Source organism: Bradyrhizobium lablabi (genome assembly GCF_001440475.1).
In the GTDB taxonomy this organism is placed as follows: domain Bacteria; phylum Pseudomonadota; class Alphaproteobacteria; order Rhizobiales; family Xanthobacteraceae; genus Bradyrhizobium; species Bradyrhizobium lablabi.
The window spans coordinates 43,052-65,642 of record NZ_LLYB01000055.1 but is presented as its reverse complement, the minus strand read 5'-3'; the positions used below and the strand labels follow the sequence as shown (position 1 = coordinate 65,642).

Annotated in this window: 27 protein-coding genes; 8 read left to right on the top strand and 19 right to left on the bottom strand. The window is 63.2% G+C overall.

The annotated features are described in order from the left end of the window. Nucleotides 1–41: 41 nt before the first annotated feature. The gene (locus CQ14_RS10090) at nt 42–551 is read right to left on the bottom strand and encodes a hypothetical protein (RefSeq protein ID WP_057857754.1); all 510 of its coding nucleotides are present in this window, start codon (nt 549–551) and stop codon (nt 42–44) included. Between the two features lie 28 nt (nt 552–579). Further along, nucleotides 580–1,233, bottom strand: a complete 654-nt coding sequence (locus tag CQ14_RS10085; protein WP_057857753.1) for a tetratricopeptide repeat protein — start codon at nt 1,231–1,233, stop codon at nt 580–582. A 279-nt stretch (nt 1,234–1,512) separates the two neighbouring features. On the opposite strand from CQ14_RS10085, the gene CQ14_RS10080 reads away from it, so the two are divergent. Both CQ14_RS10080 and CQ14_RS10075 read left to right on the top strand, forming a co-directional pair. Then, nucleotides 1,513–2,337: a hypothetical protein gene (locus tag CQ14_RS10080; protein ID WP_156434835.1), complete on the top strand. Its 825-nt coding sequence runs from the start codon at nt 1,513–1,515 to the stop codon at nt 2,335–2,337. Between the two features lie 144 nt (nt 2,338–2,481). Continuing rightward, entirely contained in the window at nt 2,482–2,784 is a 303-nt protein-coding gene (locus tag CQ14_RS10075) for a hypothetical protein (RefSeq protein WP_057857847.1), read from the top strand. 12 nt (nt 2,785–2,796) lie between these two features. Here the strand turns inward: CQ14_RS10075 and CQ14_RS10070 are convergent, their stop codons facing one another. From CQ14_RS10070 to CQ14_RS10050, 5 genes are all read right to left on the bottom strand, one after another. Next, a complete protein-coding gene (locus CQ14_RS10070) occupies nt 2,797–4,389 on the bottom strand; it encodes a class I adenylate-forming enzyme family protein (RefSeq protein ID WP_057857751.1) in 1,593 nt (530 codons plus the stop codon). An 11-nt stretch (nt 4,390–4,400) separates the two neighbouring features. Continuing rightward, on the bottom strand, nt 4,401–5,222 hold the full coding sequence (panB, locus tag CQ14_RS10065; protein ID WP_057857750.1) for a 3-methyl-2-oxobutanoate hydroxymethyltransferase: 822 nt from the start codon (nt 5,220–5,222) through the stop codon (nt 4,401–4,403). Nucleotide 5,223: 1 nt separating this feature from the next. After that, on the bottom strand, nt 5,224–5,808 hold the full coding sequence (locus CQ14_RS10060; protein ID WP_057857749.1) for an NnrU family protein: 585 nt from the start codon (nt 5,806–5,808) through the stop codon (nt 5,224–5,226). An 89-nt stretch (nt 5,809–5,897) separates the two neighbouring features. Next, nucleotides 5,898–6,500 carry a hypothetical protein gene (locus tag CQ14_RS10055; RefSeq protein WP_057857748.1) on the bottom strand — a complete coding sequence of 201 codons (603 nt, stop codon included), beginning with the start codon at nt 6,498–6,500 and terminating at the stop codon, nt 5,898–5,900. A 267-nt stretch (nt 6,501–6,767) separates the two neighbouring features. Then, nucleotides 6,768–8,387, bottom strand: a complete 1,620-nt coding sequence (locus CQ14_RS10050) for a peptide chain release factor 3 (protein ID WP_057857747.1) — start codon at nt 8,385–8,387, stop codon at nt 6,768–6,770. A 155-nt stretch (nt 8,388–8,542) separates the two neighbouring features. Here CQ14_RS10050 and sugE point away from each other — a divergent pair, with 155 nt between their 5' ends. Beyond that, nucleotides 8,543–8,866, top strand: a complete 324-nt coding sequence (sugE, locus tag CQ14_RS10045) for a quaternary ammonium compound efflux SMR transporter SugE (protein WP_057857746.1) — start codon at nt 8,543–8,545, stop codon at nt 8,864–8,866. On the opposite strand, the gene CQ14_RS10040 is transcribed toward sugE, so the two are convergent. From CQ14_RS10040 to CQ14_RS10010, 7 genes are all read right to left on the bottom strand, one after another. Next, nucleotides 8,858–9,862, bottom strand: coding sequence for an inorganic phosphate transporter (locus tag CQ14_RS10040; RefSeq protein WP_057857745.1), 1,005 nt, complete (start codon nt 9,860–9,862; stop codon nt 8,858–8,860). The genes sugE and CQ14_RS10040 overlap by 9 nt on opposite strands. Before the next feature lie 15 nt (nt 9,863–9,877). Next, a complete protein-coding gene (locus CQ14_RS10035; protein WP_057857744.1) occupies nt 9,878–10,522 on the bottom strand; it encodes a DUF47 domain-containing protein in 645 nt (214 codons plus the stop codon). 152 nt (nt 10,523–10,674) lie between these two features. Beyond that, nucleotides 10,675–11,643: a branched-chain amino acid ABC transporter permease gene (locus CQ14_RS10030; RefSeq protein WP_057857743.1), complete on the bottom strand. Its 969-nt coding sequence runs from the start codon at nt 11,641–11,643 to the stop codon at nt 10,675–10,677. Nucleotides 11,644–11,645: 2 nt separating this feature from the next. Continuing rightward, nucleotides 11,646–12,533 (bottom strand): branched-chain amino acid ABC transporter permease, encoded by an 888-nt coding sequence (locus tag CQ14_RS10025; protein WP_057857742.1) that lies wholly within the window; start codon nt 12,531–12,533, stop codon nt 11,646–11,648. 70 nt (nt 12,534–12,603) lie between these two features. Further along, nucleotides 12,604–13,821, bottom strand: coding sequence for an ABC transporter substrate-binding protein (locus CQ14_RS10020; protein WP_057857741.1), 1,218 nt, complete (start codon nt 13,819–13,821; stop codon nt 12,604–12,606). A gap of 38 nt (nt 13,822–13,859) precedes the next feature. Beyond that, the gene (locus tag CQ14_RS10015; RefSeq protein WP_057857740.1) at nt 13,860–14,603 is read right to left on the bottom strand and encodes an ABC transporter ATP-binding protein; all 744 of its coding nucleotides are present in this window, start codon (nt 14,601–14,603) and stop codon (nt 13,860–13,862) included. Then, entirely contained in the window at nt 14,596–15,351 is a 756-nt protein-coding gene (locus tag CQ14_RS10010; protein ID WP_057857739.1) for an ABC transporter ATP-binding protein, read from the bottom strand. The genes CQ14_RS10015 and CQ14_RS10010 overlap by 8 nt, the downstream gene beginning before the upstream one ends. 374 nt (nt 15,352–15,725) lie before the next feature. Here CQ14_RS10010 and CQ14_RS10005 point away from each other — a divergent pair, with 374 nt between their 5' ends. Beyond that, nucleotides 15,726–16,328, top strand: coding sequence for a PAS domain-containing protein (locus tag CQ14_RS10005; RefSeq protein WP_057857738.1), 603 nt, complete (start codon nt 15,726–15,728; stop codon nt 16,326–16,328). Here the strand turns inward: CQ14_RS10005 and CQ14_RS10000 are convergent. Continuing rightward, nucleotides 16,325–16,696 carry an ArsC family reductase gene (locus tag CQ14_RS10000; RefSeq protein WP_057857737.1) on the bottom strand — a complete coding sequence of 124 codons (372 nt, stop codon included), beginning with the start codon at nt 16,694–16,696 and terminating at the stop codon, nt 16,325–16,327. The two genes, CQ14_RS10005 and CQ14_RS10000, sit on opposite strands and share 4 nt — an antisense overlap. A gap of 101 nt (nt 16,697–16,797) precedes the next feature. Here CQ14_RS10000 and CQ14_RS44555 point away from each other — a divergent pair, with 101 nt between their 5' ends. Continuing rightward, nucleotides 16,798–16,956 (top strand): DUF5993 family protein, encoded by a 159-nt coding sequence (locus tag CQ14_RS44555; RefSeq protein ID WP_199805494.1) that lies wholly within the window; start codon nt 16,798–16,800, stop codon nt 16,954–16,956. 7 nt (nt 16,957–16,963) lie between these two features. Further along, the gene (locus CQ14_RS09995) at nt 16,964–17,512 is read left to right on the top strand and encodes a disulfide bond formation protein B (RefSeq protein ID WP_057857736.1); all 549 of its coding nucleotides are present in this window, start codon (nt 16,964–16,966) and stop codon (nt 17,510–17,512) included. On the opposite strand, the gene CQ14_RS09990 is transcribed toward CQ14_RS09995, so the two are convergent. After that, nucleotides 17,505–18,212 carry a glutathione S-transferase family protein gene (locus CQ14_RS09990; RefSeq protein WP_057857735.1) on the bottom strand — a complete coding sequence of 236 codons (708 nt, stop codon included), beginning with the start codon at nt 18,210–18,212 and terminating at the stop codon, nt 17,505–17,507. The two genes, CQ14_RS09995 and CQ14_RS09990, sit on opposite strands and share 8 nt — an antisense overlap. 79 nt (nt 18,213–18,291) lie before the next feature. Here CQ14_RS09990 and CQ14_RS09985 point away from each other — a divergent pair, with 79 nt between their 5' ends. After that, the gene (locus CQ14_RS09985) at nt 18,292–19,164 is read left to right on the top strand and encodes an SDR family oxidoreductase (protein ID WP_057857734.1); all 873 of its coding nucleotides are present in this window, start codon (nt 18,292–18,294) and stop codon (nt 19,162–19,164) included. Between the two features lie 21 nt (nt 19,165–19,185). Continuing rightward, nucleotides 19,186–19,821: an HAD-IA family hydrolase gene (locus CQ14_RS09980; protein ID WP_057857733.1), complete on the top strand. Its 636-nt coding sequence runs from the start codon at nt 19,186–19,188 to the stop codon at nt 19,819–19,821. Between the two features lie 42 nt (nt 19,822–19,863). Here CQ14_RS09980 and CQ14_RS09975 read toward each other — a convergent pair whose 3' ends face one another. The 3 genes from CQ14_RS09975 to CQ14_RS09965 form a co-directional block, all read right to left on the bottom strand. Further along, a complete protein-coding gene (locus CQ14_RS09975; RefSeq protein ID WP_063800333.1) occupies nt 19,864–20,406 on the bottom strand; it encodes a 2'-5' RNA ligase family protein in 543 nt (180 codons plus the stop codon). A 78-nt stretch (nt 20,407–20,484) separates the two neighbouring features. Then, nucleotides 20,485–22,206: a dihydroxy-acid dehydratase gene (gene ilvD / locus CQ14_RS09970; RefSeq protein ID WP_057857731.1), complete on the bottom strand. Its 1,722-nt coding sequence runs from the start codon at nt 22,204–22,206 to the stop codon at nt 20,485–20,487. A gap of 23 nt (nt 22,207–22,229) precedes the next feature. Then, nucleotides 22,230–22,580, bottom strand: coding sequence for a Lin0512 family protein (locus CQ14_RS09965; protein ID WP_057857730.1), 351 nt, complete (start codon nt 22,578–22,580; stop codon nt 22,230–22,232). Between the last annotated feature and the right edge of the window lie 11 nt (nt 22,581–22,591).

The window sequence follows — 22,591 nt, the reverse complement described above, 5'->3', positions numbered from 1 at the left end:
CCCTCTTTTGAAGGGCGTGTCAATCGAGCGAAAACAAGAAATCAGCGCGTGAAACTGCCGCTCGGCATCGGGGCCGGGAATGCGGATTGTTGGGATTGTGCCGGTGCGGCCGATTGATCGGGCGGCGGCGCGGTGGTGCGCTTGCGCACGATCTTGGCCGGCTTGGGCGCCGGCGGCGCAGCAGCGGCGCTATCCTCCTCGGGCGCGGCATCGGGGTCCGCAGCCGCGGCGGGGGCGGCAGCCTGCTTGCCCTTGGATTTGGCGCCACGCTTGGATTTCGGTTCTTCCACCGGCGGAGGAGCAGCGGCAGCCTGCGCGTTCGGGTCGTCCTGTTGGCGGGCCCCCCGGTAGAGATCCTTCGGCACGCCCTGCTCGAGGCCCGGCACGCCTTCGGGGAACACCGGCTTGCGGTCGCCAGGCAGCTTCTTCTTGGTATCGAGGAAGTCGAGCAGATCGCTTGGGTCGAAATTGGCCGTACTGCCGCAGCCTGCCAGCGCACCCGAAAGCGCGATGAGGACGGCCGTTGCGATCAAACGTTGCGGGCGGCGCATATCAAGTTCCCAACTCGTTTTGCTGGTGTCAGCTCTTGGCGACCGGCGGCAACAGGGCCTGCAGCGCTTCGGCGCGCGAGCGCAGGCTCGGCGGCGTCTCGCCATCGTTCGCGATCATGTCCAGCCATTGCCGCGTCGCCGCGGTATCGTTCGCACGCCAGGCCGACAGCGCCAGCAATTCGCGTGCGGAATGACGGAAGGTAGAGCCCGGCGCAGCAGCGGCTTCGAGGCGCTCTTTCATATTGGGATAGGTGGCGGTTTCCAGCAGCAGCTGGGCGGCGCGAATCCGCGCCAGATCCTGCTCTGCCACGCCGACGCTGCGATCGGCGGCGATCTCATCGAACAGCTTCGCCGCGGCCGGCCGATCGCGTTCGGCGACTTCCGCAGCCATCCGCAGCCGTGCCAGCACGCGGTATCCGAACGGCGCCTTCGCAGCCAGATCGGCAAAGGCCGCTTCGGCCTCGGCATGCTTGTTGGCCTCCGTAAGCTCGACCGCCCTGTCGAACGCAGCCCCCGCCTCGGCCGCCTTCTTGGCCTCCAGATACTGGTAGCCGCGCCAGCCGCCCACGGCAGCGATGATCAAAATCATGCCGGCAATGATGAGAATCGAATATTTGTCCCACAGCTTTTTGAGCTGCTCGCGACGGACCTCCTCGTCTACTTCATCAAATAATTCAGACACTTAATGATATCCCATCCCCGAGGAACCGCGACTTGGGCGGCCGTATCGCGCGCCCGATCCCCGCATGGCCGGGGCGTAGCCTATCGATATGGCGGTGGCAAGGCAAAGCGAGGCGGATCAAAGCGTTAACAGCGCCTCCCAGGCACCTCCGAAACCGTCTGCCAATGTTGACTTCGCGGTTCAAAGCTTGGCGTAATCCCGGCCGCTGCAGCGCTCGACTCTACCCGATTTTTCAGGTGTTTCATGTCTCGCCATGTGCTGGTTTCGATGATGCTTGCCATGGGACTGGCATCCGTGGCCACCGCGTCACTGGCCGATGACGTCAAGCTCAAGACGCCCGAGACGGCGTTCTCGGGCAAGTTGCGCCCCGACATTTTGGGCATGTCGACCGAATCAAACGCCGAATCGGCGCGCGCCGTCTTCGATTCCCTGCTCAGGGGCCGGACCGACACCCAGACCGACATCCAGCAGCAGAAGTCCGGCGACGGCACCGGCTACGTCGCCGCCTTGAATTTCAGCCTTCCCGCCGGTCCGAAGCAGAACGGCGAAATGCTCTCGGCCAGCTTCTCCTCGCCCGCGAGCGCCAACCGCGCCTATTTCGTCGCGCGCAATCTGACCTTCGCGCAGGACCAGCAGCCGTCGAAGGCCGACATGATCAAGGAGATCATGGGCAAATACGGCGTGCCCACCATCGTCGGCGATCAACACCTGTACTACATCTACCGCAAGGGCTCGATCATGTCGGTCGGCGGCAAGTACAAGGAAGCGACCGCGCTGGAAGCGATCGACAAGCCGCTCGACCCGAGGGCCGCCGTCAAGCTCAACGGTGACACTGTCCGCGGCAGTTGCGTGGCGGTCGTCAAGCGCGCTCAGACCAAAGCCAAGGATCCGAGCGCTATGCTGGCCGAGGCCAAGGGCGCGAATTGCGACGGCGTGCTGAGCGTGCAGCTCGTTCCGGGCACACCGACCGATCGTGTCGGCATCGCGCAATTCACCCTGCTGGACGTCAAGCAACTCATCAGCGCGGCCGCGATCGACAGCGCAGCACTTGCCGGCGGGCAAGGCGAGAGCGCGATGCCCAAGGGCAGCGCGCCGAAACTCTAGTCGTCTGTCGCGCGCCGACGCGCGGTAATTAGGGACGGCATTGGGCATCGTCACCGTCAGGCAGCGTTTTTGAAATGCCGCCGCGTGATAGGAACCTTTCCCCTGCGCTGCAATTGAAATCCAAGTTCGATGGAGGATCGGACAATGCGCGAATTTCCGCCGATTGTGCCGTATGGCGCCGATCAGACGATCTATCTGGTCGTGGAAGGTCCAGGGCAGCTCGGCGCCGCTCGGAAAAGCGAGCGCGCTGACATCGAGACGGTGATTACCGATCTCCTGTCGGGACAATTCAATGACCCGATCGAGGTGGTCGCCTTCAACACGCTGGAGCACTGGACCGACAATCTTTCCAAGGACGTCGCGAGAGAAATCCGCTGTCGTTGCGACATCGATGGGCTTGAGGTGCCCGCCTATCTCGAGGAATTCGTCGACAGAAGTTCGACTTGATCGGCTCCTCGCTCAGGCGGCTGTTAAGGCGTCGCGGAGCTGGCGTTTCATCACCTTGCCGTTAGCGTTGCGCGGTAATGGATCCGTCCGCAGATCCATGGTTTCCGGCACCTTGTAGTCGGACAGCCGCTCGGCACACCAGGTGCGCAGCACCTCCGCCCCGACCGTGTTGCGCGTCACAACCACCGCATGCACGCGCTCTCCCAGTACCGGGCACGGTTTTGCGACGATCGCGCTCTCGAGCACGTCGGGGTGGCCGGCCAGGACCGACTCGACCTCCGCAGAATAGATCTTCAAGCCCCCTCGGTTGATCATGTCCTTCTGCCGATCGAACACGCGGACGAAGTTCTCTTCGTCGATCGAGCCGAGATCGCCGGAATGCCAGAAGCCGGCGGTAAAACTCTCCGCCGTCGCCTTCGCATTATTCCAGTAGCCCTTGATGACCGAGCCGCCGTGAATCCAGATTTCGCCGATCGCCCCGCGCGGCAGCTCGCGGCCCTCGGCGTCGACGGCGATGATGGTGGCGCCCGGGCACGGCAGCCCGACGCTGTCGATGTGGCTCACGACGCATGCGCCGGGCATCATCGTCGAAGGCGAGGTCGTCTCGGTCGCGCCATAGCAATTGGCGAGTTGGAGGCCGGGGATTTTCGCCGCGAGCTTCTCGATGGTGGCGATCGGCATCGGCGCGCCGCCAAAGCCGCCGATCCGCCAGCTCGACAGGTCATAGCTGTCGAAATCCGGCTGCAGCAGGCAGAGATTGTACATCGCCGGCACCATTACGGTGTAGGTGACGCGCTCGCGCGCCGCCATCTTCAGATATTCCGCCGCCTTGAACTCCGGCATGATGATCAGCGCGCCGGCGGCGCGCACCATGGTCATGATGTTGGCAACCACACCGGTGACATGGCCGAGCGGCACCGCGGCGATCGAGCGGTCCGCCGCGGTCAGCTTCAGACACGACACGAACACCATCGACGAATGAATGATGGTGCAATGGGCGAGCATCGCGCCCTTTGGCCGGCCCGTGGTGCCCGAGGTGTAGAGGATCATGGCGGTGTCCTCTTCACCGACCTCGACCGGCGCTGCAGGCGAATGATTGGCCAGTTCGGGAAAGCGCGAGAGCCGCGGATCGTCGTCGACGGCGATCCGGTGCGTCACGTCGGGAATATCGGCCGCATCGGGCACGCGGTCGGCCAGCGCGGCCTCGTGGATCAGGAGCTTTGCCCCGCAATCGGTGAGCATGTAGGCGATTTCAGGTTTTTGCTGACGGGTCGAAAGCAGCACCGTCACCAGCCCGGCATGGGCCGCACCCAGCATCGTCAGCACGAATTCCGTTCGGTTGCCGAGCAGCACCGCAACGCGATCGCCGCGCCGCAGGCCGAGCTTTTGAAAGCCCGCTGCGATTTGCGCCGATCGCTGCGCGACTTCGCGCCATGTCATTCGCGTGGCGCCGCAAACCAGCGCTTCGCCATCGCCATTTCGCGCCACGGCTTCAGCCACCATCGCCGGAATACTTCCGGGCCGTTCGCAAAAGACCGGAACGACCCGATCGCCGAAGCGTGGCTCTAGCCGCATCGCCGGAATGGAGTGCTGCGACCAGTCCATGGCGCGCCTCGTCAGCTCTTCTTCATCTCGTAGACGTGCTCGGGTCCGGGGAACGCGCGCGAGCGCACGTCGTCGGCATAGCCCTTGATCGCCGCCTCGATCGCGGGACCGAGCTCGCCGTAGCGGCGCACGAATTTCGGCGTCCGCGGCGACAGGCCCAGCATATCCTCCAGCACCAGCACCTGCCCGTCGCAGGCCGCGCTGGCACCGATGCCGATGGTCGGGATGGCGATGGTCTCCGTGATCTTTCGCGCCAGCGGCTCGGCGACCGCCTCGACCACGACGGAGAAGGCGCCGGCATCCGAAATCGCCCTGGCGTCGTTCAGGATCGGATCCCAACTGCCCTGGTCGCGGCCCTGCGCACGGAACGAGCCGAGCGTGTTGATCGACTGCGGCGTCAAGCCGATGTGGCCCATGACCGGCACGCCGCGCTCGGAGAGGAACGCGACCGTTTCCGCCATCCGCACGCCGCCTTCGAGCTTGACCGCGCCGCAATGGGTCTCCTTCAAGATCCGCACGGCAGAATGAAACGCCTGCTCCTTCGAGGCCTCATAGGAGCCGAACGGCATATCCACCACGACGAGCGCGTGCTTCGAGCCCCGCATCACCGCGCGCCCCTGCAGGATCATCATGTCGAGCGTTACCGGCACGGTGGTCTCGAAACCGTGCATGACATTGCCGAGGGAATCGCCGACCAGAATGACGTCGCAATGGCGATCCACCAGCGCGGCGGTGTGCGCGTGGTAGGACGTCAGCATCACGATCGGCTCGCCATTCTTTCGCGCGCGGATATCCGGCGCCGATTTGCGCTTGATGGCAGATTGAACGGACATGTCAGGCTCCAACCACGGGGACGCCGATCACGACCGGGTGGAACGCGAATGCGAGCGCCAGATAGGCGACGAGACCGACCGCGATCGCGATCAGATCGTTGCCGGGTCCGCCGACGGGAATCGGCGGCGCGCCGGCGTCGGACCGGGATTTCAGCGAAATGCGGTCATAGACCGCCCAGGCGAGAAACGAGCCGAACAGGATGATCGAGCCGAGATCGCCATTGGCGAGCAGATGCGCCGCCGCCCACAGCTTGATGCCGGTCAGCATCGGATGTTTCAGCGTCGTATAGATCCGGCCGCGGATGTAAGACGCCACCACCAGGATGACCGCCGGCAACATCAGCGCCACCGTGATGTGCTTGAACGCCACTGGCGGGTTCCAGACGTCAATCCAGCCAGTCGCGCGATATTTGGCAAAACCCCAGATGATCAGTGCAAGCCCTGCGAAGGAAGCCAGCGTATAGCCGATCTTGTAGCCGCCCTCGCCGGTTGCGGCGATAACCTGCGCGCGGAGCTTGCGCTGGATGGTGAGGGTGTGGACGCCGAAGAACAGGATCAGGCCCAGGATCATCACCCACAGTCCCATGCTGTCCCTCCCGTTGCGCGGCTGGTTTTCCGGAATATCCCGCGTATCATTTTAGTGGCTTGGTGCGCAATGCGCCACGCGGTCACCAATTACGGCTTCTCCGCCTGCTTGCCCAGATCGCGGTTGTCGACGTAGCGGATCGCGATCGGCCGCCCGGCGAGCGCACCGCCAAGCCCGCCGGTGAATTTCAGGGGCATGCAGGCAGTAAGCGATTCATTGATGGCCTTGAGGTAGGTGGCGCGGGTATCGGCCGGGACGCCTGCCGTGGCATACGTCACCTGCGGCGTGGCGATGATCTCGCCCGTTTTCTTGAAACTGAAGCGGACCGACATCTGCATGCCCTCGCGCGCGGTGTCGGCCGGCGGCGGGGCCCAGCAGGACCGCAGTGCCGCAAACAGGTCGCCGATGTTGTCTAGGTCGTGGTCGGGCTTGCGGTATTTTTCCGCCTGGTCCTGCGGCGGCACGCTTTGGATCGTGAGCTGCAGGTTCTGGCCGTACGGATAGAAAATTTCGGGAATGCACGGGCCGTGGTTGAACACGCTGCAGAACGTCGGCGTGCACGGCTCGCGGTCGAACACGCTACAGGGCGCATGCGCAAACGGCGTGGCGTCGATCTGGCGCCGGTGCTGGGCATCGGCGGCGCCCATCCCGACGAGCAGGCCGATCAGGCAGACGATGGCCGGGCGAAACATGCAGCGTCCTCACGGGCAACCCCACTAAGCTGATACACACTGCAGGCGCTATCAAGACGGACGGTGATCACATCCCTGCGTTCATGGCGGACAGTTCCGCAATCAGGGCCTTCTCGCCGGGCCAAGCCTCACCTGTCATCGTCCGGCTCGACCGGACGATCCAGTATTCCAGAGACGGTAGTGATCCACGGATAAGCCGCGACGTACTGGATCCCCCGCTTTCGCGGAGGACGACAGCGGTGGTTGGTGCAGGCAGCGCGGGCCGCCTCAAGCTTTCTTCTTCACGTCCTTGACGTTGGAGAAGTTGATGCCCTCGGCGCGTTCGCGGGTATAGCCGAGATAGAATTCGTTCTTGGCCATGAACACGGGATCGCCGTCGACGTCATCGGCAATGCCGGAATTGTTGGCGGCGACGAAAGCGTCGAGCTTCTTGCGGTCGTCGGAAGAAATCCAGCGCGCGAGCTGGAATTCCGAGACCTCGAACTCCACCGGTAGCGAGTATTCCGCATCGAGCCGGGCCTTCAGCACGTCGAGCTGCAGCGGACCGACGACGCCGACCAGCGCCGGCGCGCCGTCGCGCGGGCGGAACACCTGCACTACGCCCTCTTCCGACATCTGCTGCAGCGCTTCTTTCAGCTTCTTCGCCTTCATCGCATCCGTGAGGCGCACGCGGCGGACGATTTCCGGCGCAAAGCTGGGGACGCCGACAAAGGTGATGTCCTCGCCTTCCGTCAGCGTATCGCCGATCCGCAAGGTGCCGTGGTTCGGAATGCCGACGACATCGCCGGCAAAGGCCTCGTCCGCCACCGAGCGGTCCTGGGCAAAGAAGAATTGCGGCGACGACAGCGACATGTTCTTGCCGGTGCGCACCAGTTTCGCCTTCATGCCGCGGCTGAGCTTGCCGGAGCACAGCCGCGCAAAGGCGATGCGGTCGCGGTGGTTCGGATCCATGTTGGCCTGGATCTTGAACACGAACGCGCTCATGCGCGGCTCGGCGGCCTCCACTTTACGAACATTCGAATCCTGCGCGCGTGGCGCGGGCGCAAACTTGCCGAGACCTTCCAGGAGGTCGCCGACGCCGAAATTGCGCAGCGCGCTGCCGAAATAGACCGGCGTCAGGTGCCCCTCGCGAAACGCCTCGAGTTCGAACGGCTTGCAGGCTTCCGACACCAGCGCGAGTTCGTCCTTGATCTCGGTGACGTCGAGATTGGCGTTGCGGCCGGCGAGATCAGCAATATCGATCTGCTCGGTCGCGCCGGTCTTGGCGCCGCCGCCTTCGAGCAGCCGCACGCCGCCATTGACGACGTCGTAGGTGCCGAGAAAGTCGCGGCCGCGGCCGACCGGCCAGGTCATCGGCGTGGTATCGAGCGCCAGCGTCTTTTCGATCTCGTCCAGGAGCTCGAACGTATCGCGGCTCTCGCGGTCCATCTTGTTGATGAAGGTGATGATCGGGATGTCGCGCAGCCGGCACACCTCGAACAGCTTTCGGGTGCGCGCCTCGATGCCCTTGGCGGCGTCGATCACCATGACCGCGGAATCGACGGCCGTGAGCGTGCGGTAGGTGTCCTCGGAGAAGTCTTCGTGGCCCGGCGTGTCCAGGAGGTTGAAGACGAGATCCTGGAACTCGAACGTCATGACCGAGGTCACGACCGAGATTCCGCGCTCGCGCTCGATCTTCATCCAGTCCGAGCGGGTGTTGCGGCGCTCGCCCTTGGCCTTGACCTGCCCCGCCAGGTTGATGGCGCCGCCGAACAGCAACAGCTTTTCGGTCAGCGTCGTCTTGCCGGCGTCCGGGTGGGAGATGATCGCAAACGTGCGCCGCCGCGCCACTTCATCTGCAAGCGGCGAGCGGGACGGCGATTCGGAAGTAACAGCAATGTCGGACATGAGGCTCGAGCGTTTGGCAGGGAAAGGGAGGCTAATCAAGCCTCATTTGGTCGTTGCAGGGGCGGCTCTCCAGTCCCATATCGGCTGCGGAGGGACGACCTTCCAATCTCACAGCTCATCCGCGGGGACGACCCTGCCTGATCAGGAGGGTTGTCATGGCCTGGATCGTGTTGTTCGTCGCCGGCCTCATGGAAATAGGCTGGGCGATCGGCCTCAAATATACTGAAGGTTTCACCCGGCCCATTCCATCGGTCCTGACGCTCGCCTGCATGGCCGGCAGCATCCTGCTGCTCGGTCTTGCCCTGAAAGCGCTGCCGATCGGAACCGCCTACGCGGTATGGACCGGAATCGGCGCGGTCGGAACCGCGATCCTGGGCATTGCCCTGTTCGGCGAGCCCGCGACCGCCGCCCGCCTGGCCTGCATCGGACTGATCGTCGCCGGCATTGTCGGGCTCAAGCTCGTCACCGGATCAGCGTAGCAACAACACCGCCCAATAGGTCAGCGCTGCCACGCTCGCGGACGCCGGGATGGTGATCACCCAAGCGTAGACGATCGAACTTGCCACATTCCAGCGCACCGCCGAGACCCGCCGCGCCGCGCCGACGCCGACGATGGAGCCGGTGATGGTATGGGTCGTGGAAACGGGAACCCCGAGAAAGGTCGCCATGAAGAGGGTCGCCGCTCCGCCGGTTTCGGCGCAAAAGCCCTGCATCGGCGTCAGCTTCGTGATCCGCAGCCCCATGGTGCGGACGATCCGCCAGCCCCCCATCAGCGTACCGAGCCCCATGGCGGCCTGGCAGGAGATCACGACCCAGAACGGGACGGAGAAATCCGCCCCGAGATGCCCCTGCGAATACAAGAGCACCGCAATGATGCCCATGGTCTTTTGCGCGTCGTTGCCGCCATGGCCGAGCGAATAGAGCGAGGCCGAAGCGAATTGCAGGATGCGGAAGGCGCGGTCGACTGCAAACGGCGTCGAGCGCACCGACAGCCAGGACACGATCGCGACCAGCATCAGCGCCAACAGGAATCCAACCAACGGCGACAGCACGATCGCCAGCAGCGCCTTGGACAGACCGGTCCAGACTGCCGCGGAGATGCCGGCCTTGGCGACGCCGGCGCCGACCAGTCCGCCGATCAGCGCGTGCGAACTCGACGACGGAATACCGAGCGCCCAGGTGATCAGGTTCCAGACGATGGCGCCGACCAGCGCCGCGAAGATCACGGTGGCATCCACGACGCTGGCGTCGATGATGCCGGTGCCGATGGTGTTGGCAACGTGCAATCCGAACACCAGGAAGGCGATGAAATTGAAAAAAGCGGCCCACATCACCGCATATTGCGGGCGCAGCACGCGGGTCGATACGATCGTAGCGATCGAATTGGCGGCGTCGTGCAATCCGTTGAGGAAATCGAACAGCAGCGCGACCGCAATCAGGAAGATCAGAATCGGAAGACCAAGCGTGGCGTCCACTGAATTGGCCCTGCCCTATACCTGTTCGATCACGATCGAGTTGATTTCGTTGGCGACGTCATCGAAACGATCGGACACTTTTTCGAGATGCTTGTAGATCTCGGCGCCGACCACGAAATCCATCGAATTGCCGTCGCGGTGCTTGAGAAACAGCTCCTTCAACCCGATGTCGTGGAGGTCGTCGATACGCCCCTCCAGCTTTCCGATTTCCTCGGTGATGGAGGTCAGCATCGCGACGTTGTTGCCGATCGACTGCATCAGCGGCAGCGCGCGGCTGACGAGGTTGGCGCATTCCACCAGCAGCGTGGCTATTTCGCGCATCGGGGGTTCGAACGTCCGGACCTCGAACAGCACCACCGCCTTCGCGGTCTGCTGCATCTGGTCGATGGCGTCGTCCATCGCCGTGATCAGGTTCTTGATATCGCCGCGGTCGAACGGGGTGATGAAGGTGCGGCGGACCGCGGTTAGTACCTCGCGGGTGATGCCATCGGCGTCGTTTTCGAACTGATTGACGCGCTGGCAGAATACCGGCGTCTCGTCGCCGCCGCGCAGCATGTCCTGCAACGCCAGCGCGCCCTGCACCACCGTCTGGGCATGCCGGGCAAACAGGTCAAAAAACCGCTCCTCCTTGGGCAAAAAGGCACGAAACCAGCGCAGCATGGGTATTTTCCGTCGTTCAGAAACGGCCGCGGGGAGCAGCCTGTCACAAAGCTGTCATAGACCATTCGCAGGAAAAACGCGCCACGGCGGGACCCGGGAACCGGGTCATCCACCGCTTTGTGAAGCCGAAAACAGCGCCAAAACCGGCCGTTTTACAGGGATCGGCGGAAAAAATGCGCGATTTCGCCGATGATACCCCGGCGGAACGTCAGCACGCAGGCCACGAAGATGACACCCTGGATCACCGTCACCCACTGGCCGAACCCGGCCAGATACTGCTGCATGGCGATGATGACGAAGGCGCCGACCACCGGGCCAAAGATGGTGCCGAGGCCGCCGACCAGCGTCATCAGCACGATTTCGCCTGACATCGTCCAGTGCACGTCGGTGAGCGAGGCGTTCTGCGCCACGAACACTTTCAGCGACCCGGCAAAGCCCGCAAGCGTGCCGGACAGGATGAAGGCGAGCAGCTTGTATTGGTCGGTCTTGTAGCCCAGCGAAATCGCCCGCTGCTCGTTCTCGCGGATCGACTTCAAGACCTCGCCGAACGGCGAGTTGATGGTGCGGTAGATCAGCAGGAAGCCGCCGAGGAAGCCCGCCAGCACGACGTAGTAGAGCACCGTGGGCTTGGCGAGATTGAAGATCCCGAACAGATGGCCCTGTGGAATGCCCTGGATACCATCTTCGCCATGGGTGAACGGCGCCTGCAGATAGATGAAGAACAACAGCTGCGAAAGCGCCAGCGTGATCATCGAGAAATAGATGCCCTGCCGGCGAATGGAGATGAAGCCGGTGACGACGGAGAGCGCCGCGGCGCCGGCGACGCCGACCAGAATTCCGACCTCCGGCGTTACACCCCAGACCTTGAGCGCATGCGCCGAGCAGTAGCCCGCGGTCCCTAAGAACATCGCGTGGCCGAACGACAGCAGGCCGCCATAGCCGATCAGGAGGTTGAAGGCGCAGGCAAGCAGCGCAAAACACAGCGCCTGCATCACGAAGAACGGATAGATACCCGTCAGGGGGACGAGCCCCAGCAGCACCGCCATCGCGGCGAACACGATCATCTCGTCGCGCATCGCGCGCGGCGTTACCGGCAGTGTGTCGTCAGTCAATGCGCTCATTGTCAGGCCGCCCGTCCCGTCAGTCCCGTTGGCTTCACCAGCAACACCAGCACCATCAGGACGAACACCACGGTGTTGGAAGCCTCGGGATAAAAATACTTCGTCAGTCCTTCGATCACGCCAAGCGCGAAGCCGGTGATGATCGATCCCATAATCGATCCCATGCCGCCGATCACCACCACCGCGAACACGACGATGATCAGGTCTGCACCCATCAGCGGCCGCACCTGGTTGATCGGCGCCGACAACACGCCGGCGAGCGCCGCCAGGCCGACGCCGAGGCCGTAGGTCAGGGTGATCATGCGTGGCACGTTGATGCCGAATGCCCGCACCAGGGTCGGGTTTTCGGTCGCCGCCCGCAGATAGGCGCCGAGCTGCGTCTTCTCGATCAGGAACCAGGTCGCAAGACAGACCACCAGCGAAAAGATGACGACCCAGCCGCGGTAGATCGGCAGGAACATGAAGCCGAGATTCATGCCGCCCTGCAATCCGCGGAAGCCGCCGATCTCCGGATAATCGGGAATCGCGTACGGCAGGCCGGAGGAGCCGAAGTAATTCTGAAACACGCCCTGCACGATCAGCGCGATGCCGAACGTCAACAGCAGCCCGTAGAGGTGGTCGAGACCCGCCAGCCATTGCAGCATGGTCCGTTCCAGGATCATGCCGAAGATGCCGACGACGATTGGCGCGATGATCAGGGCCCACCAGTATCCAAGCCCCGTGAGGTGCAGCAGAAAATACGCTGTAAACGCGCCCATCATATAGAGCGCGCCATGGGCGAAGTTGATGATGTTGAGCATGCCGAAGATCACGGCCAGCCCGAGACTGAGCAGCGCGTAGAACGATCCGTTGATCAGTCCCACCAGGAGCTGGGCGTAGAGAGCTTGCATCGGTTTGGCACTCGATCTCGTTGTTAAGCGAAACGTGGCCCGCCGGCGCGATGCGGGCGGGCCGTTGTTCTTACTTCTTGACCAGCGGACAGGCGCTTTCCGAAAGCGGCCGGAAGGCCTGTTCGCCCGGGGTGGTCCCGATCAGCTTGTAATAGTCCCACGGCCCCTTGGATTCCGCGGGCTTCTTGACCTCGAACAGGTAGGCCGGATGAATCTTGCGGCCGTCGGCGCGGATCGTGCCCTGGCCGAACAGCGCATCATCCGTCGGCAATTCCTTCATCTTGGCAACGACCTTGGCGCCGTCATGCGGGTTGCCGCCCATCGCATCGATCGTCTTGAAATAGTGGACCAGGCCCGAATAAACGCCCGCCTGCACCATCGAGGGCATCGCCTTGTTCTTCATGCGCTCGGAGAAGCGCTTCGAAAACGCGCGGGTGCCGTCGTTGAGATCCCAGTAGAAGGTTTCCGTGAAGTTCAGGCCCTGCGCCACCTTCAACCCGAGCGAATGCACGTCGGTGATGAACAACAGAAGGCCGGCAAGCTTCTGGCCACCGGCGACGATGCCGAATTCAGCCGCCTGCTTGATCGTGTTCGTGGTGTCGCCGCCGGCATTGGCCATGCCGATGATCTTGGCCTTAGAGGCCTGCGCCTGCAGCAGGAAGGACGAGAAGTCCGACGAGTTCAGCGGATGCTTGACGCCGCCGATGACCTTGCCGCCCGACTTCACTACAACCGCCGTGGTATCGCGCTCGAGCGCGTGACCGAACGCATAGTCCGCGGTCAGGAAGTACCAGGTGTCGCCGCCGGCCTTCACCAGCGCCTGCCCGGTGGAGTTGGCGAGCATGTAGGTGTCGTAAACCCAATGAATCGTGTTGGGCGAGCACTGGGCATTGGTGAGATCCGACGTTGCCGCGCCGGTATTGATCATGATGGAGTTCTTTTCCTTCACCAGATTGTTGACCGCCAGCGCCACGCCGGAGTTCAGCACATCCATGAAGATGTCGACCTTCTCGACATCGATCCATTGCCGCGCGATGGTGGTGGCGATGTCCGGCTTGTTCTGGTGGTCGGCGGAGATGATGTCGATCTTCCAGCCCTTGGCCGCGAGCCCGGAATCCTCCATCGCCATCTGGGCGGCGAGCGTCGAGCCCGCACCGCCGAGGTCGGAGTAAAGTCCGGAATTATCGGTCAGCACGCCGATCTTGACGGTCTTGTCCTGCGCCATGGCGCCACCTGCGGCAAGCGCCAGCGCGGTGCCGAGGAAGAGAGCTGAAATCCGATGTTTCATAGTATCTCCATTAATCCAGAGTGCAGCCAAATTACCGATTAAACGCCGAGATAGGTGTGGAGCTTGTCCATATTGGCCGACAGCTCCGAATTGGCAAAACCGTCGATGACCTTGCCGTGTTCGACGATGTAGTAGCGGTCAGCCACCGTGGAGGCGAAACGGAAATTCTGCTCGACCAGCAGGATGGTAAAGCCTTCCGATTTCAGCCGCGCGATGGTGTGGCCGATCTGCTGGATGATAACGGGCGCGAGACCTTCAGTCGGCTCGTCCAGCATCAGGAAGCGCGCGCCGGTGCGCAGGATTCTGGCGATCGCCAGCATCTGCTGCTCGCCGCCCGAGAGCTTGGTGCCCTGGCTGCCGAGGCGCTCCTTCAGGTTCGGAAACAATTCGAAGATCTGGTCGAGCGACAGTCCCCCGCTGCGCACGACGGGCGGCAGCAGCAGGTTCTCGCGCACGTCAAGGCTTGCGAAAATGCCCCGCTCCTCGGGACAGAAGGCGATGCCCTGGCGCGCGATCCTGTCCGACGAGGCGCGCGTGATGTCCTGACCGTTGAAACGGATCGAACCGGTACGCTTGCCGATAATTCCCATCACCGACTTCAGCGTCGTGGTCTTGCCGGCGCCGTTGCGGCCGAGCAACGTGACCACCTCGCCGGCCTTCACATTGAAGTTGATGCCGTGAAGGATGTGGGATTCGCCGTACCAGGCCTGCAGGTCGGAAACGGAAAGCACCTCGGCGCCCGCCGGTTTGTTGGCGGCTTCGGCCATTTTCAAATCAGGCATGACCGGCCCCCAGATAGGCTTCCTTGACCCGCTCGTCCTTTGAGAGCTCGGCGTAATTGCCTTGCGCCAGCACCTGTCCGCGCGTCAGCACCGTGATGATGTCGGACAGGTTGGCCACCACAGAGAGATTATGTTCGACCATCAGGATGGTGTGCTTTGCCGAGATGCGCTTGATCAGCGCCGCGATCTTGTCGATGTCCTCGTGGCCCATGCCGGCCATCGGCTCATCGAGCAGCATCATTTCCGGGTCGAGCGCCAGCGTCGTCGCGATCTCCAGCGCACGCTTGCGTCCATAAGGCATCTCGACCGCCGGCGTATTGGCGAACTCGCTCAAGCCGACGTCGTTCAGCAGTTCGATCGCGCGGCCGTTGAAGCGATCCAGCACGCTCTTGGAGCGCCAGAAATCGAACGACGATCCATGCTGGCGCTGGAGCGCGACACGGACGTTCTCCAGCGCGGTCAGGTGCGGAAACACCGCTGAAATCTGGAACGAGCGCACCAGCCCGAGGCGGGCCACGTCGGCCGGCGCCATCGCGGTGATGTCCTGCCCCTTGTACAGGATCTGACCTGCCGACGGCCTCAGGAACTTGGTCAGCAGGTTGAAGCACGTCGTCTTGCCGGCGCCATTCGGCCCGATCAGCGCATGAATGCTGCCGCGGCGCACCTTGAGGGCGACATCGCGAACGGCGAAGAAACCCGCGAATTCCTTGGTCAATCCGTGGGTTTCGAGAATAAACTCATCAGCCAAACAAATTCCCCCATAAGCCGTCTCCGCGAAGTCGCTCGCGCGCGGCCATTTTTTCCCTGTTCGGGCGGGCTCTCCTGGACGTCCTTGGAAACCGTACCGAGCCCGCCGCCTCCGGGCCGGAATATGCCGTCAACGCGATGGATTAGGCAAGGTGGAAAGCTGTCACGGGGAAAAGCCGGGGGCCTGGTTCCGATGCGCCATAAGTCGAATGCGCCGCCCGCGCAGAGCTCGGCCCGCGCACCACCGGCGTTCAATCGTGATCTTCGCCCCGGCAAGCCATCATTAACGGTGTTCTGCTGCAATCGGCCACTTTCACAGAATATTTCCGCCCCAATCGCATCATCACGCAATTTAAATCGCCAGGAATTGCCGTCTTGGAATTTGAGAGCGCCCAACCGTCTGTCGTCAAATCGATCAAACAGCGCGACCTGCTCAACACCTGGCTGCGGCTATACGCCCGCAACCAGTCGCTACCGTGTATGGCCGAATACCAGCCGGCACGCATCGAAGACGAACTTCCAGACCTGGTATTCTATACCGTTGATGCCCAGGCACAGCCGCCGCGTCTGACCATCCAGAGCGACGGCACGCGGATGTCGACCGCTTATGGAAATACCGGCAAGGGGCGCCACCTCGACGAGTATCTCGGCGCCAGGCTCGCTCCGATCGTGATGCCGGTTTATTATGAATGCATTGCCCGCCGCCTTCCCGCCTACACCATCGCTGACATGAACGATATCTACGGGCGTGTCGTCGCCTATGAGCGGCTGCTGCTGCCATTCGCCGACAAGGGTAGCGTCACCCATATCATCGCTTCGCTGAAGACCATCAGCGAAGACGGCGGCTTTGAAATCAAGAACCTCATTCGCGGAAATGACAAGCTGCCGGTGCCGACGCTGCGCACCATCATCGACCGCGATCTCTTTCACCGCGCACCCGGCCGCATTCCGTCCGGCGACGAGCTCGAATTCGGTTAGGCCTTCCGTCCGCGCGACTTCGCCGCCACTTCCTTGGCGTAGATATCCGGCTTGAACCCGACCAGCAATTTGCCGCCGAGATCGAGCACCGGGCGCTTGATCATCGAAGGCTGCGCCAGCATCAGCGCCAGCGCCTTGCGCTCGTTCAGGCCTTCCTTGTCGCTCTCCGGCAGCTTCTTGAACGTCGTGCCGGCGCGGTTGAGCAGCGTTTCCCAGCCGATGTCGTCGGACCATTGCTTGAGCTGATCCTTGGCGATGCCGGCAAGCTTGTAGTCGTGAAAGTCGTAAGCCACGCCGTGGTCGTCCAGCCAGGCGCGCGCCTTCTTCATGGTGTCGCAGTTCTTGATGCCGTAGATAGTGATGGGCATTTTCGCATTCCGGAATGGCGTTATTGGTCCGTCGGACCGATTAGAGGTGAGCAGATCGGCGAATCTATCATAGACTGACCTATCTCTGCCGGGACCCGCCGATGGAATTCACCATATTGTTTCTGGCCACGGCCATCGTGATGCTGGTCGCCTGGCGCGGGTCGCGTCTCTTGGCACTGGGCCTGTTTGGGGCCGTCCTGATCGCCTGCGTCGCGACCTACCTGCACCACGCGACCGATACGCTGAAACTGTCGTTCTGAGGGACGCATGACCCAGGCGCGCGCCATCACGCTGAACGCACTCAGCCTCTACGCGGTGGCGCTGGTGCTGATGGCCGCCTTTGCGGCGCAGTTCATCCTGAACGAGTTGCCCTGCCCGCTCTGCCTGCTGCAGCGTATCCTGTTCGCGGCGCTGGCCATCGGCCCGATCCTCAATATCCGCTTCGGCCCGCGCCCCAGCCACTATGCGATGTCACTGCTGGCGGCGGTTGCGGGTGCGGTTGCATCGACCCGGCAGGTGCTGCTGCACATCCTGCCCGGCGACGCCGGCTATGGTTCGGCGTTGCTGGGCTACCACTACTACACCTGGGCACTGATCGGCTTCATTGCCGCGATCATCCTGATCGCCACCGTCATGCTGTTCGACCGTCAGTTCGAGGACGACGGCGCCGTACTGCCGCCCACGGGCGGTCCCCTCGCCCAGATCGCAGTGTGGCTCGTGATCGCACTGACGGCCGCGAACGTGGTAACGACGCTGCTGGAATGCGGCTTCGGCGCCTGCGCCGACAACCCCGTCGTTTACGAAATGCTCAAGTAGGCCGCTTCGGAATGTCGAGCCCGCGCTGCACCGCCGGCCGGGCCAGCCCGCGCTCCAGCCATGCCGGCACCAGCTTCAGCGTATCGAACGCGACGAGATCGCGCGCCCCGTAGAAGCCAATCAGGTTGCGCACCCAGCCCAGCATAGAAATGTCGGCGATGGTATATTCATCGTCCATGATCCATTGCCGCCCGGCAAGGCGCGTCTCCACCACATCGAGCAGACGTCTCGATTCGGCCACGTAGCGCTCGAGCGGCCGCTTGTCCTCATATTCCTTGCCGGCGAATTTGTGGAAGAAGCCGACCTGCCCGAACATCGGCCCGATGCCGCCCATCTGGAAGTGCAGCCACTGGATGGCCTGGTATCGCCGCGCCGGATCGTCAGGCAGAAGCTTGCCGGTCTTGTCTGCAAGATATTGCAGGATCGCCCCGGACTCGAACAGCGGCAGCGGCTTGCCGCCGGGCCCATCGGGATCGAGGATCGCAGGGATCTTGCCGTTCGGATTCAGCGACAGGAATTCCGGCGTCTTCTGGTCATCCTTGCCGAAATCGACCAGATGGACCTCATAGGGCAAGCCGATCTCCTCGAGCATGATCGAGACCTTGACGCCGTTCGGCGTCGGCAACGAGTAGAGCTGAAGACGGTCGGGGTATTTGGCGGGCCAGCGTTTGGTGATTGGGAAAGCAGAGAGATCGGGCATCAACGGGTTCTTTTGCTTGGTTTCCGGTGTCGGGCTAATGTACGGCCGATGTCGCATATAACAAGGCCCGCGCCGATCCATGACCGAACATCCATCGCCATCGAAACTCGGCCTGACCGACGCGGAGCTCGCGGTTCATCCGACGGTCTTTGCGAATGACGTGCTGAAGGACCAGGTCATTGTCGTCTCAGGCGGCGCTGGCGGCATCGGACGCGCTATCGCCTGGCTGTTCGCGCGGCTGGGCGCGCATGTGGCCGTGGTCGGGCGTGACGGCAGCAAGCTCGATGCGCTCGTGGCCCAGTTGGCGGAGCGCCACCTCAAGGCGTCAGCGCATGTCGCCGACATCAGGGAGCCTGATGCAGTCAATCTCCTGTTCGATGCGATCTGGGCCGCCCAAGGCCGCGTCGACAGCCTCGTCAACAGCGCCGGCGGGCAATTTCCGCAACCCGCGATCGACTTTTCCGTAAAAGGTTGGAATGCCGTCATCAACACCAACCTGAACGGCACCTGGTACATGATGCAGGCCGCCGCGCAGCACTGGCGCAACCACAAGCATCCCGGCAGCATCGTCAACATCGTGGTGGTGACGACGCACGGCCTCTACGGCATCGCGCACACGATTGCGGCGCGAAGCGGCGTGATCGGGCTGTCGCGCGCTGTCGCGGTCGAATGGGCGCCGCTGAACATCCGGGTCAACTGCGTGGCGCCCGGCGCGATCGAAACCGAGGGCTGGAACGTCTATACGCCGGAGGCCCGCGCCGCCTACCCACGCTCGAACCCGATGATGCGGGTCGGCTCGCCCTGGGAAGTCGCCGAAGCCACCGCCTTCCTCGCCGGCCCTTCGGCCAAATTCATCACCGGCGAGACGCTGACCGTCGATGGCGGTGGCCAGCTCTGGGGCGAGACCTGGACCACCGGAAAGCCGGCCTATTTCGGCGGCGACGACAAGTAACGCACCGAAAGCCGTATTTCCATGACACGCTATCGTCTCGCCATCTTCGATTTCGACGGCACGCTTGCCGACACGCTTCCCTGGTTTCGCGCTTCCTTTCACGACGTGATCGCGCGTTTCGGTCTCAAACCGGTCACGGCGGACGAGCTGGAAGATCTGCGCGGGCTGTCCGCGCGGGAAATCATGGCGCGGCTTGGCGTATCCACATGGCAGCTTCCGGCCATCGTCAATGACATGCGGAAGCGCAAGCTCGCCGCGGCGGGTGAAACATCGCTCTTTTCAGGCATTCCGGAAACGCTGACCAAGCTTCAGCGCCTCGGCATCCAGATCGCCATCGTCAGTTCGGACAGCGAGGCCTCTGTTCGGCGAGTGCTTGGTCCCGTCACCACTCTCGTCACCCGCTTCGACTGCGGCGCGGCGATCTTTGGCAAGCACTGGAAATTCCGTCGCGTCGCCCGGCAACTTGGGGTCAAGCCATCGGAGACGATCTGCATCGGCGATGAAATCCGCGATATCGAGGCCGCGAAAGCCGCCGAGATGGATTCGGGCGCGGTAGCTTGGGGCTATGCCCTCCCTTCTGCGCTGCAAGCCGCGGGACCGACGCATCTGTTCAACTCGATTGAAGAGATGATCGAACGGCTTGCGACAATGAAATAGCGGTGGGCGAAGCTTCCCGCCGCACTTTGCAGCCGATGGCTGTTATGCCCGCAAGCACCACCGTTCGAGGTGGTGATGGCCCTTCATACTGTGGACGAGCACAAACTCGGCGACCGTCCAGGCGATCGGCTCAACCGGGTAATCGTCCACGCTTCGCACGTCATACAACAGCGTGACATGCGGCGTGAAGTTCGTGTTGGCCAACCGTCTCAACCCACTTCGCGTCAGCGCGGCAGCGAGCATCTGCCGAAATGCCTGCAGCCGGCGCAGTCCCTTCTCGCCGACCAGCACAAAGGGACGATTGCCTGGCCCGCCCCGGAAGCTCGCCGTCCGATCGAACGACACCTCAAACGGTTCGGTCCGAAAACATGTCGCGGCCTCGCGTGCCGCGCAAATCTGACGATCCGAGAGTCCGGTAAGCGAGAACAGCGAAACGTGCAGCCGGTCCGCCGCAATGAGCTTGCCGTCAAACCGATGCGCGCGCTTGAGCACGCTGGCGAGTTGGTGAATTCGCTCCGCCGTGGCTGCGTCCGGGAGTGTCGCGAGGAAAAGTCGACCGCTACTACAGCTTGCAAACCTGTTCATGATTGACCAGAACAGATCATGAACATATAGTTGTATCAAGAGTCGAATACAACTTCCGCCGGGCAAATTCCTATGATCTTACAACACGCACCCATAGTGCGCCGACGACACCAGGCGGATGTATTTGTCGTGCACCGACCCCGGCCGCACTTGCGCCACCGATGCCGGCGCGCGCCAGTCTGCCATGCGGCGTGCGATTTCTTCCGGTGGCACTTCGAGAGTAAGGGTGCGGGCGCCGGGATCGATGACAATGATGTCGCCGTCGCGCACTGCCGCGATCGGACCGCCGCGCGCGGCTTCCGGCGATATGTGACCAATCAGAATGCCGTGCGAGACGCCGGAGAAGCGGCCGTCGGTGATCAGTGCGACGTCCTCGCCGAGGCCCCGTCCCTGCAACTGGATGGTCAGCATCACCATCTCGGGCATGCCGGGTCCGCCGACCGGGCCGACATTGCGCACCACGATCACGTTGCCTGCGACAATCTCACCGGCGCGGATCGCGGCCATCGTATCGGCTTCGGACTCGAATACACGCGCGGTGCCGCGAAACTGTCCCTTCTCGAGGGTCTTGCCCGAGAGCTTCAGCAGGCAGCTCTCCGGCGCCAGATTGCCCTTGAGGACGCTGATGTGGTTGTTGGCCGGCGCGACCGGTTTCGATACCGGGGAAACGATCTCCTGCGGCGGAAGCTGCTCCAGTGTCGGAACATCGACGAGATTTTCCGCCAGCGTCTTGCCGGTCACCGTCATGACGTCGCCATGCAGCAAGCCGGCACGGAGCAATTCCTTCATCACGATCGGCACGCCGCCGATCGCATGCAGGCTGCCCATCGCAAACGGGCCGTGCGGCTGCAGATTGGCCAGTAACGGGACGCGCTCGCCGACCGCCTGGATGCGCTCGATCGTGATCGGTACCTGGGCCTCGCGCGCCACCGCCAGCAGATGCAGATACATGTTGGTCGAACCGCCCATCGCATAGATGGTTGTGATCGCGTTCTCGAACGCGCTCTCGGTCATGATGTCGCGCGGCCGGATGCCGGCCGCCATCAGCCGGTACAGGGCATCGACCGAGGCGCGCGCCTGGGCGCGGACGTCGGCGTGAATGTCGCTGCCGGCGTTGTAGTCGGCCGGATGCGAGGCGCCGCGCGGCAACATCATGCCGATCGATTCCGCGATCGTGCTCATGGTGTTGGCCGTGAACATCGCGCCGCAGGTGCCGCTGCCGGGCATCACGTTGCGCTCGACTTCCAATAGCTCCTCTCCGGAGAGGCGGCCGGACTCGTTGGCGGCGCGGGCCTCCGCGTAATCCATGATGGTCAGATTGTTGCCCTTGCCCGCCCACGCCCCGAACGAGACGCGGCCGGGCGTGCTGGTGCCGGGATAGAGCACGAGCCCGAAGGCATTGGTGCGCGCCAGCGGCATCAGCGCGGCGGCGCCGGTCTTGTCGCAGCCGGAAATCACGATCATGGCGTCGCCGTGATGCGCGTAGTGACCGATCTCGAAACAGTCGGCGACGACGTCGCGGGACGCAAGGCTGTAGCCCGCCGTCGGCGTGCCCTGCGTCAACGCGTCAGACACCGCCGGCGCCCCGACGACCAACCCCTGCCCGCCGCGTTCGGCGAGGATTTCCACCAGGAAATCGGCAATGGTGCGAACGCGGTTGTTGCAGCGATGGGCGTTGGTCCAGGCGCTGGCAATGGTCACCACCGCGCTGGTCTCCGCGGCGCGGTCCGGATCGAAACCGGCGGCGCGCAGTTCGACCCGCGACCGCTTCCAGTAGGTGCTGCTGTCCTGTGTGGTCATGAACCGCTCCCGCCTTGCGTGGACTAGCCAGTCTTGCCGTCGTCGAAACTGACGATCACGGCGGCATTGGCGATGAGGATGGGGTCGTTACCGCTCTCGGACGGAATTTCCAGCCCACCAGCAACCGCCGTCACTTTCACAGTGCCGTACGGCAGCTCTTTTGCCACGGCCGCGGTATCAACTCCTTCCGGATTCGGCACGGCGATCATGACGTCGACGAACATGTCGTTGGCGGTCTTGCCCAGCATCCGGAAGAAGCCGAGGCTGGAATGGCGGATGGCGTCGGAGACGGCGCGCTTGGCGGCCTTGGTGGCATCACGTCCGTGAACGTCGACGCCCATGCCCATTTCGGTGATACAGCGCACGCGTGCCATCGGGTTTCCTC

Excerpts from the sequence above, each read along its gene's own strand:
- CQ14_RS10090 (WP_057857754.1), bottom strand. The coding sequence starts at position 551 with ATGCGCCGCCCGCAACGTTTGATCGCAACGGCCGTCCTCATCGCGCTT.
- CQ14_RS10080 (WP_156434835.1), top strand. The coding sequence starts at position 1,513 with ATGGGACTGGCATCCGTGGCCACCGCGTCACTGGCCGATGACGTCAAG.
- CQ14_RS10075 (WP_057857847.1), top strand. The coding sequence starts at position 2,482 with ATGCGCGAATTTCCGCCGATTGTGCCGTATGGCGCCGATCAGACGATC.
- CQ14_RS10070 (WP_057857751.1), bottom strand. The coding sequence starts at position 4,389 with ATGGACTGGTCGCAGCACTCCATTCCGGCGATGCGGCTAGAGCCACGC.
- panB (WP_057857750.1), bottom strand. The coding sequence starts at position 5,222 with ATGTCCGTTCAATCTGCCATCAAGCGCAAATCGGCGCCGGATATCCGC.
- CQ14_RS10060 (WP_057857749.1), bottom strand. The coding sequence starts at position 5,808 with ATGGGACTGTGGGTGATGATCCTGGGCCTGATCCTGTTCTTCGGCGTC.
- CQ14_RS10055 (WP_057857748.1), bottom strand. The coding sequence starts at position 6,500 with ATGTTTCGCCCGGCCATCGTCTGCCTGATCGGCCTGCTCGTCGGGATG.
- CQ14_RS10050 (WP_057857747.1), bottom strand. The coding sequence starts at position 8,387 with ATGTCCGACATTGCTGTTACTTCCGAATCGCCGTCCCGCTCGCCGCTT.
- sugE (WP_057857746.1), top strand. The coding sequence starts at position 8,543 with ATGGCCTGGATCGTGTTGTTCGTCGCCGGCCTCATGGAAATAGGCTGG.
- CQ14_RS10035 (WP_057857744.1), bottom strand. The coding sequence starts at position 10,522 with ATGCTGCGCTGGTTTCGTGCCTTTTTGCCCAAGGAGGAGCGGTTTTTT.
- CQ14_RS10030 (WP_057857743.1), bottom strand. The coding sequence starts at position 11,643 with ATGAGCGCATTGACTGACGACACACTGCCGGTAACGCCGCGCGCGATG.
- CQ14_RS10025 (WP_057857742.1), bottom strand. The coding sequence starts at position 12,533 with ATGCAAGCTCTCTACGCCCAGCTCCTGGTGGGACTGATCAACGGATCG.
- CQ14_RS10020 (WP_057857741.1), bottom strand. The coding sequence starts at position 13,821 with ATGAAACATCGGATTTCAGCTCTCTTCCTCGGCACCGCGCTGGCGCTT.
- CQ14_RS10015 (WP_057857740.1), bottom strand. The coding sequence starts at position 14,603 with ATGCCTGATTTGAAAATGGCCGAAGCCGCCAACAAACCGGCGGGCGCC.
- CQ14_RS10000 (WP_057857737.1), bottom strand. The coding sequence starts at position 16,696 with ATGCCCATCACTATCTACGGCATCAAGAACTGCGACACCATGAAGAAG.
- CQ14_RS44555 (WP_199805494.1), top strand. The coding sequence starts at position 16,798 with ATGGAATTCACCATATTGTTTCTGGCCACGGCCATCGTGATGCTGGTC.
- CQ14_RS09995 (WP_057857736.1), top strand. The coding sequence starts at position 16,964 with ATGACCCAGGCGCGCGCCATCACGCTGAACGCACTCAGCCTCTACGCG.
- CQ14_RS09990 (WP_057857735.1), bottom strand. The coding sequence starts at position 18,212 with ATGCCCGATCTCTCTGCTTTCCCAATCACCAAACGCTGGCCCGCCAAA.
- CQ14_RS09985 (WP_057857734.1), top strand. The coding sequence starts at position 18,292 with ATGACCGAACATCCATCGCCATCGAAACTCGGCCTGACCGACGCGGAG.
- CQ14_RS09980 (WP_057857733.1), top strand. The coding sequence starts at position 19,186 with ATGACACGCTATCGTCTCGCCATCTTCGATTTCGACGGCACGCTTGCC.
- CQ14_RS09975 (WP_063800333.1), bottom strand. The coding sequence starts at position 20,406 with ATGAACAGGTTTGCAAGCTGTAGTAGCGGTCGACTTTTCCTCGCGACA.
- ilvD (WP_057857731.1), bottom strand. The coding sequence starts at position 22,206 with ATGACCACACAGGACAGCAGCACCTACTGGAAGCGGTCGCGGGTCGAA.
- CQ14_RS09965 (WP_057857730.1), bottom strand. The coding sequence starts at position 22,580 with ATGGCACGCGTGCGCTGTATCACCGAAATGGGCATGGGCGTCGACGTT.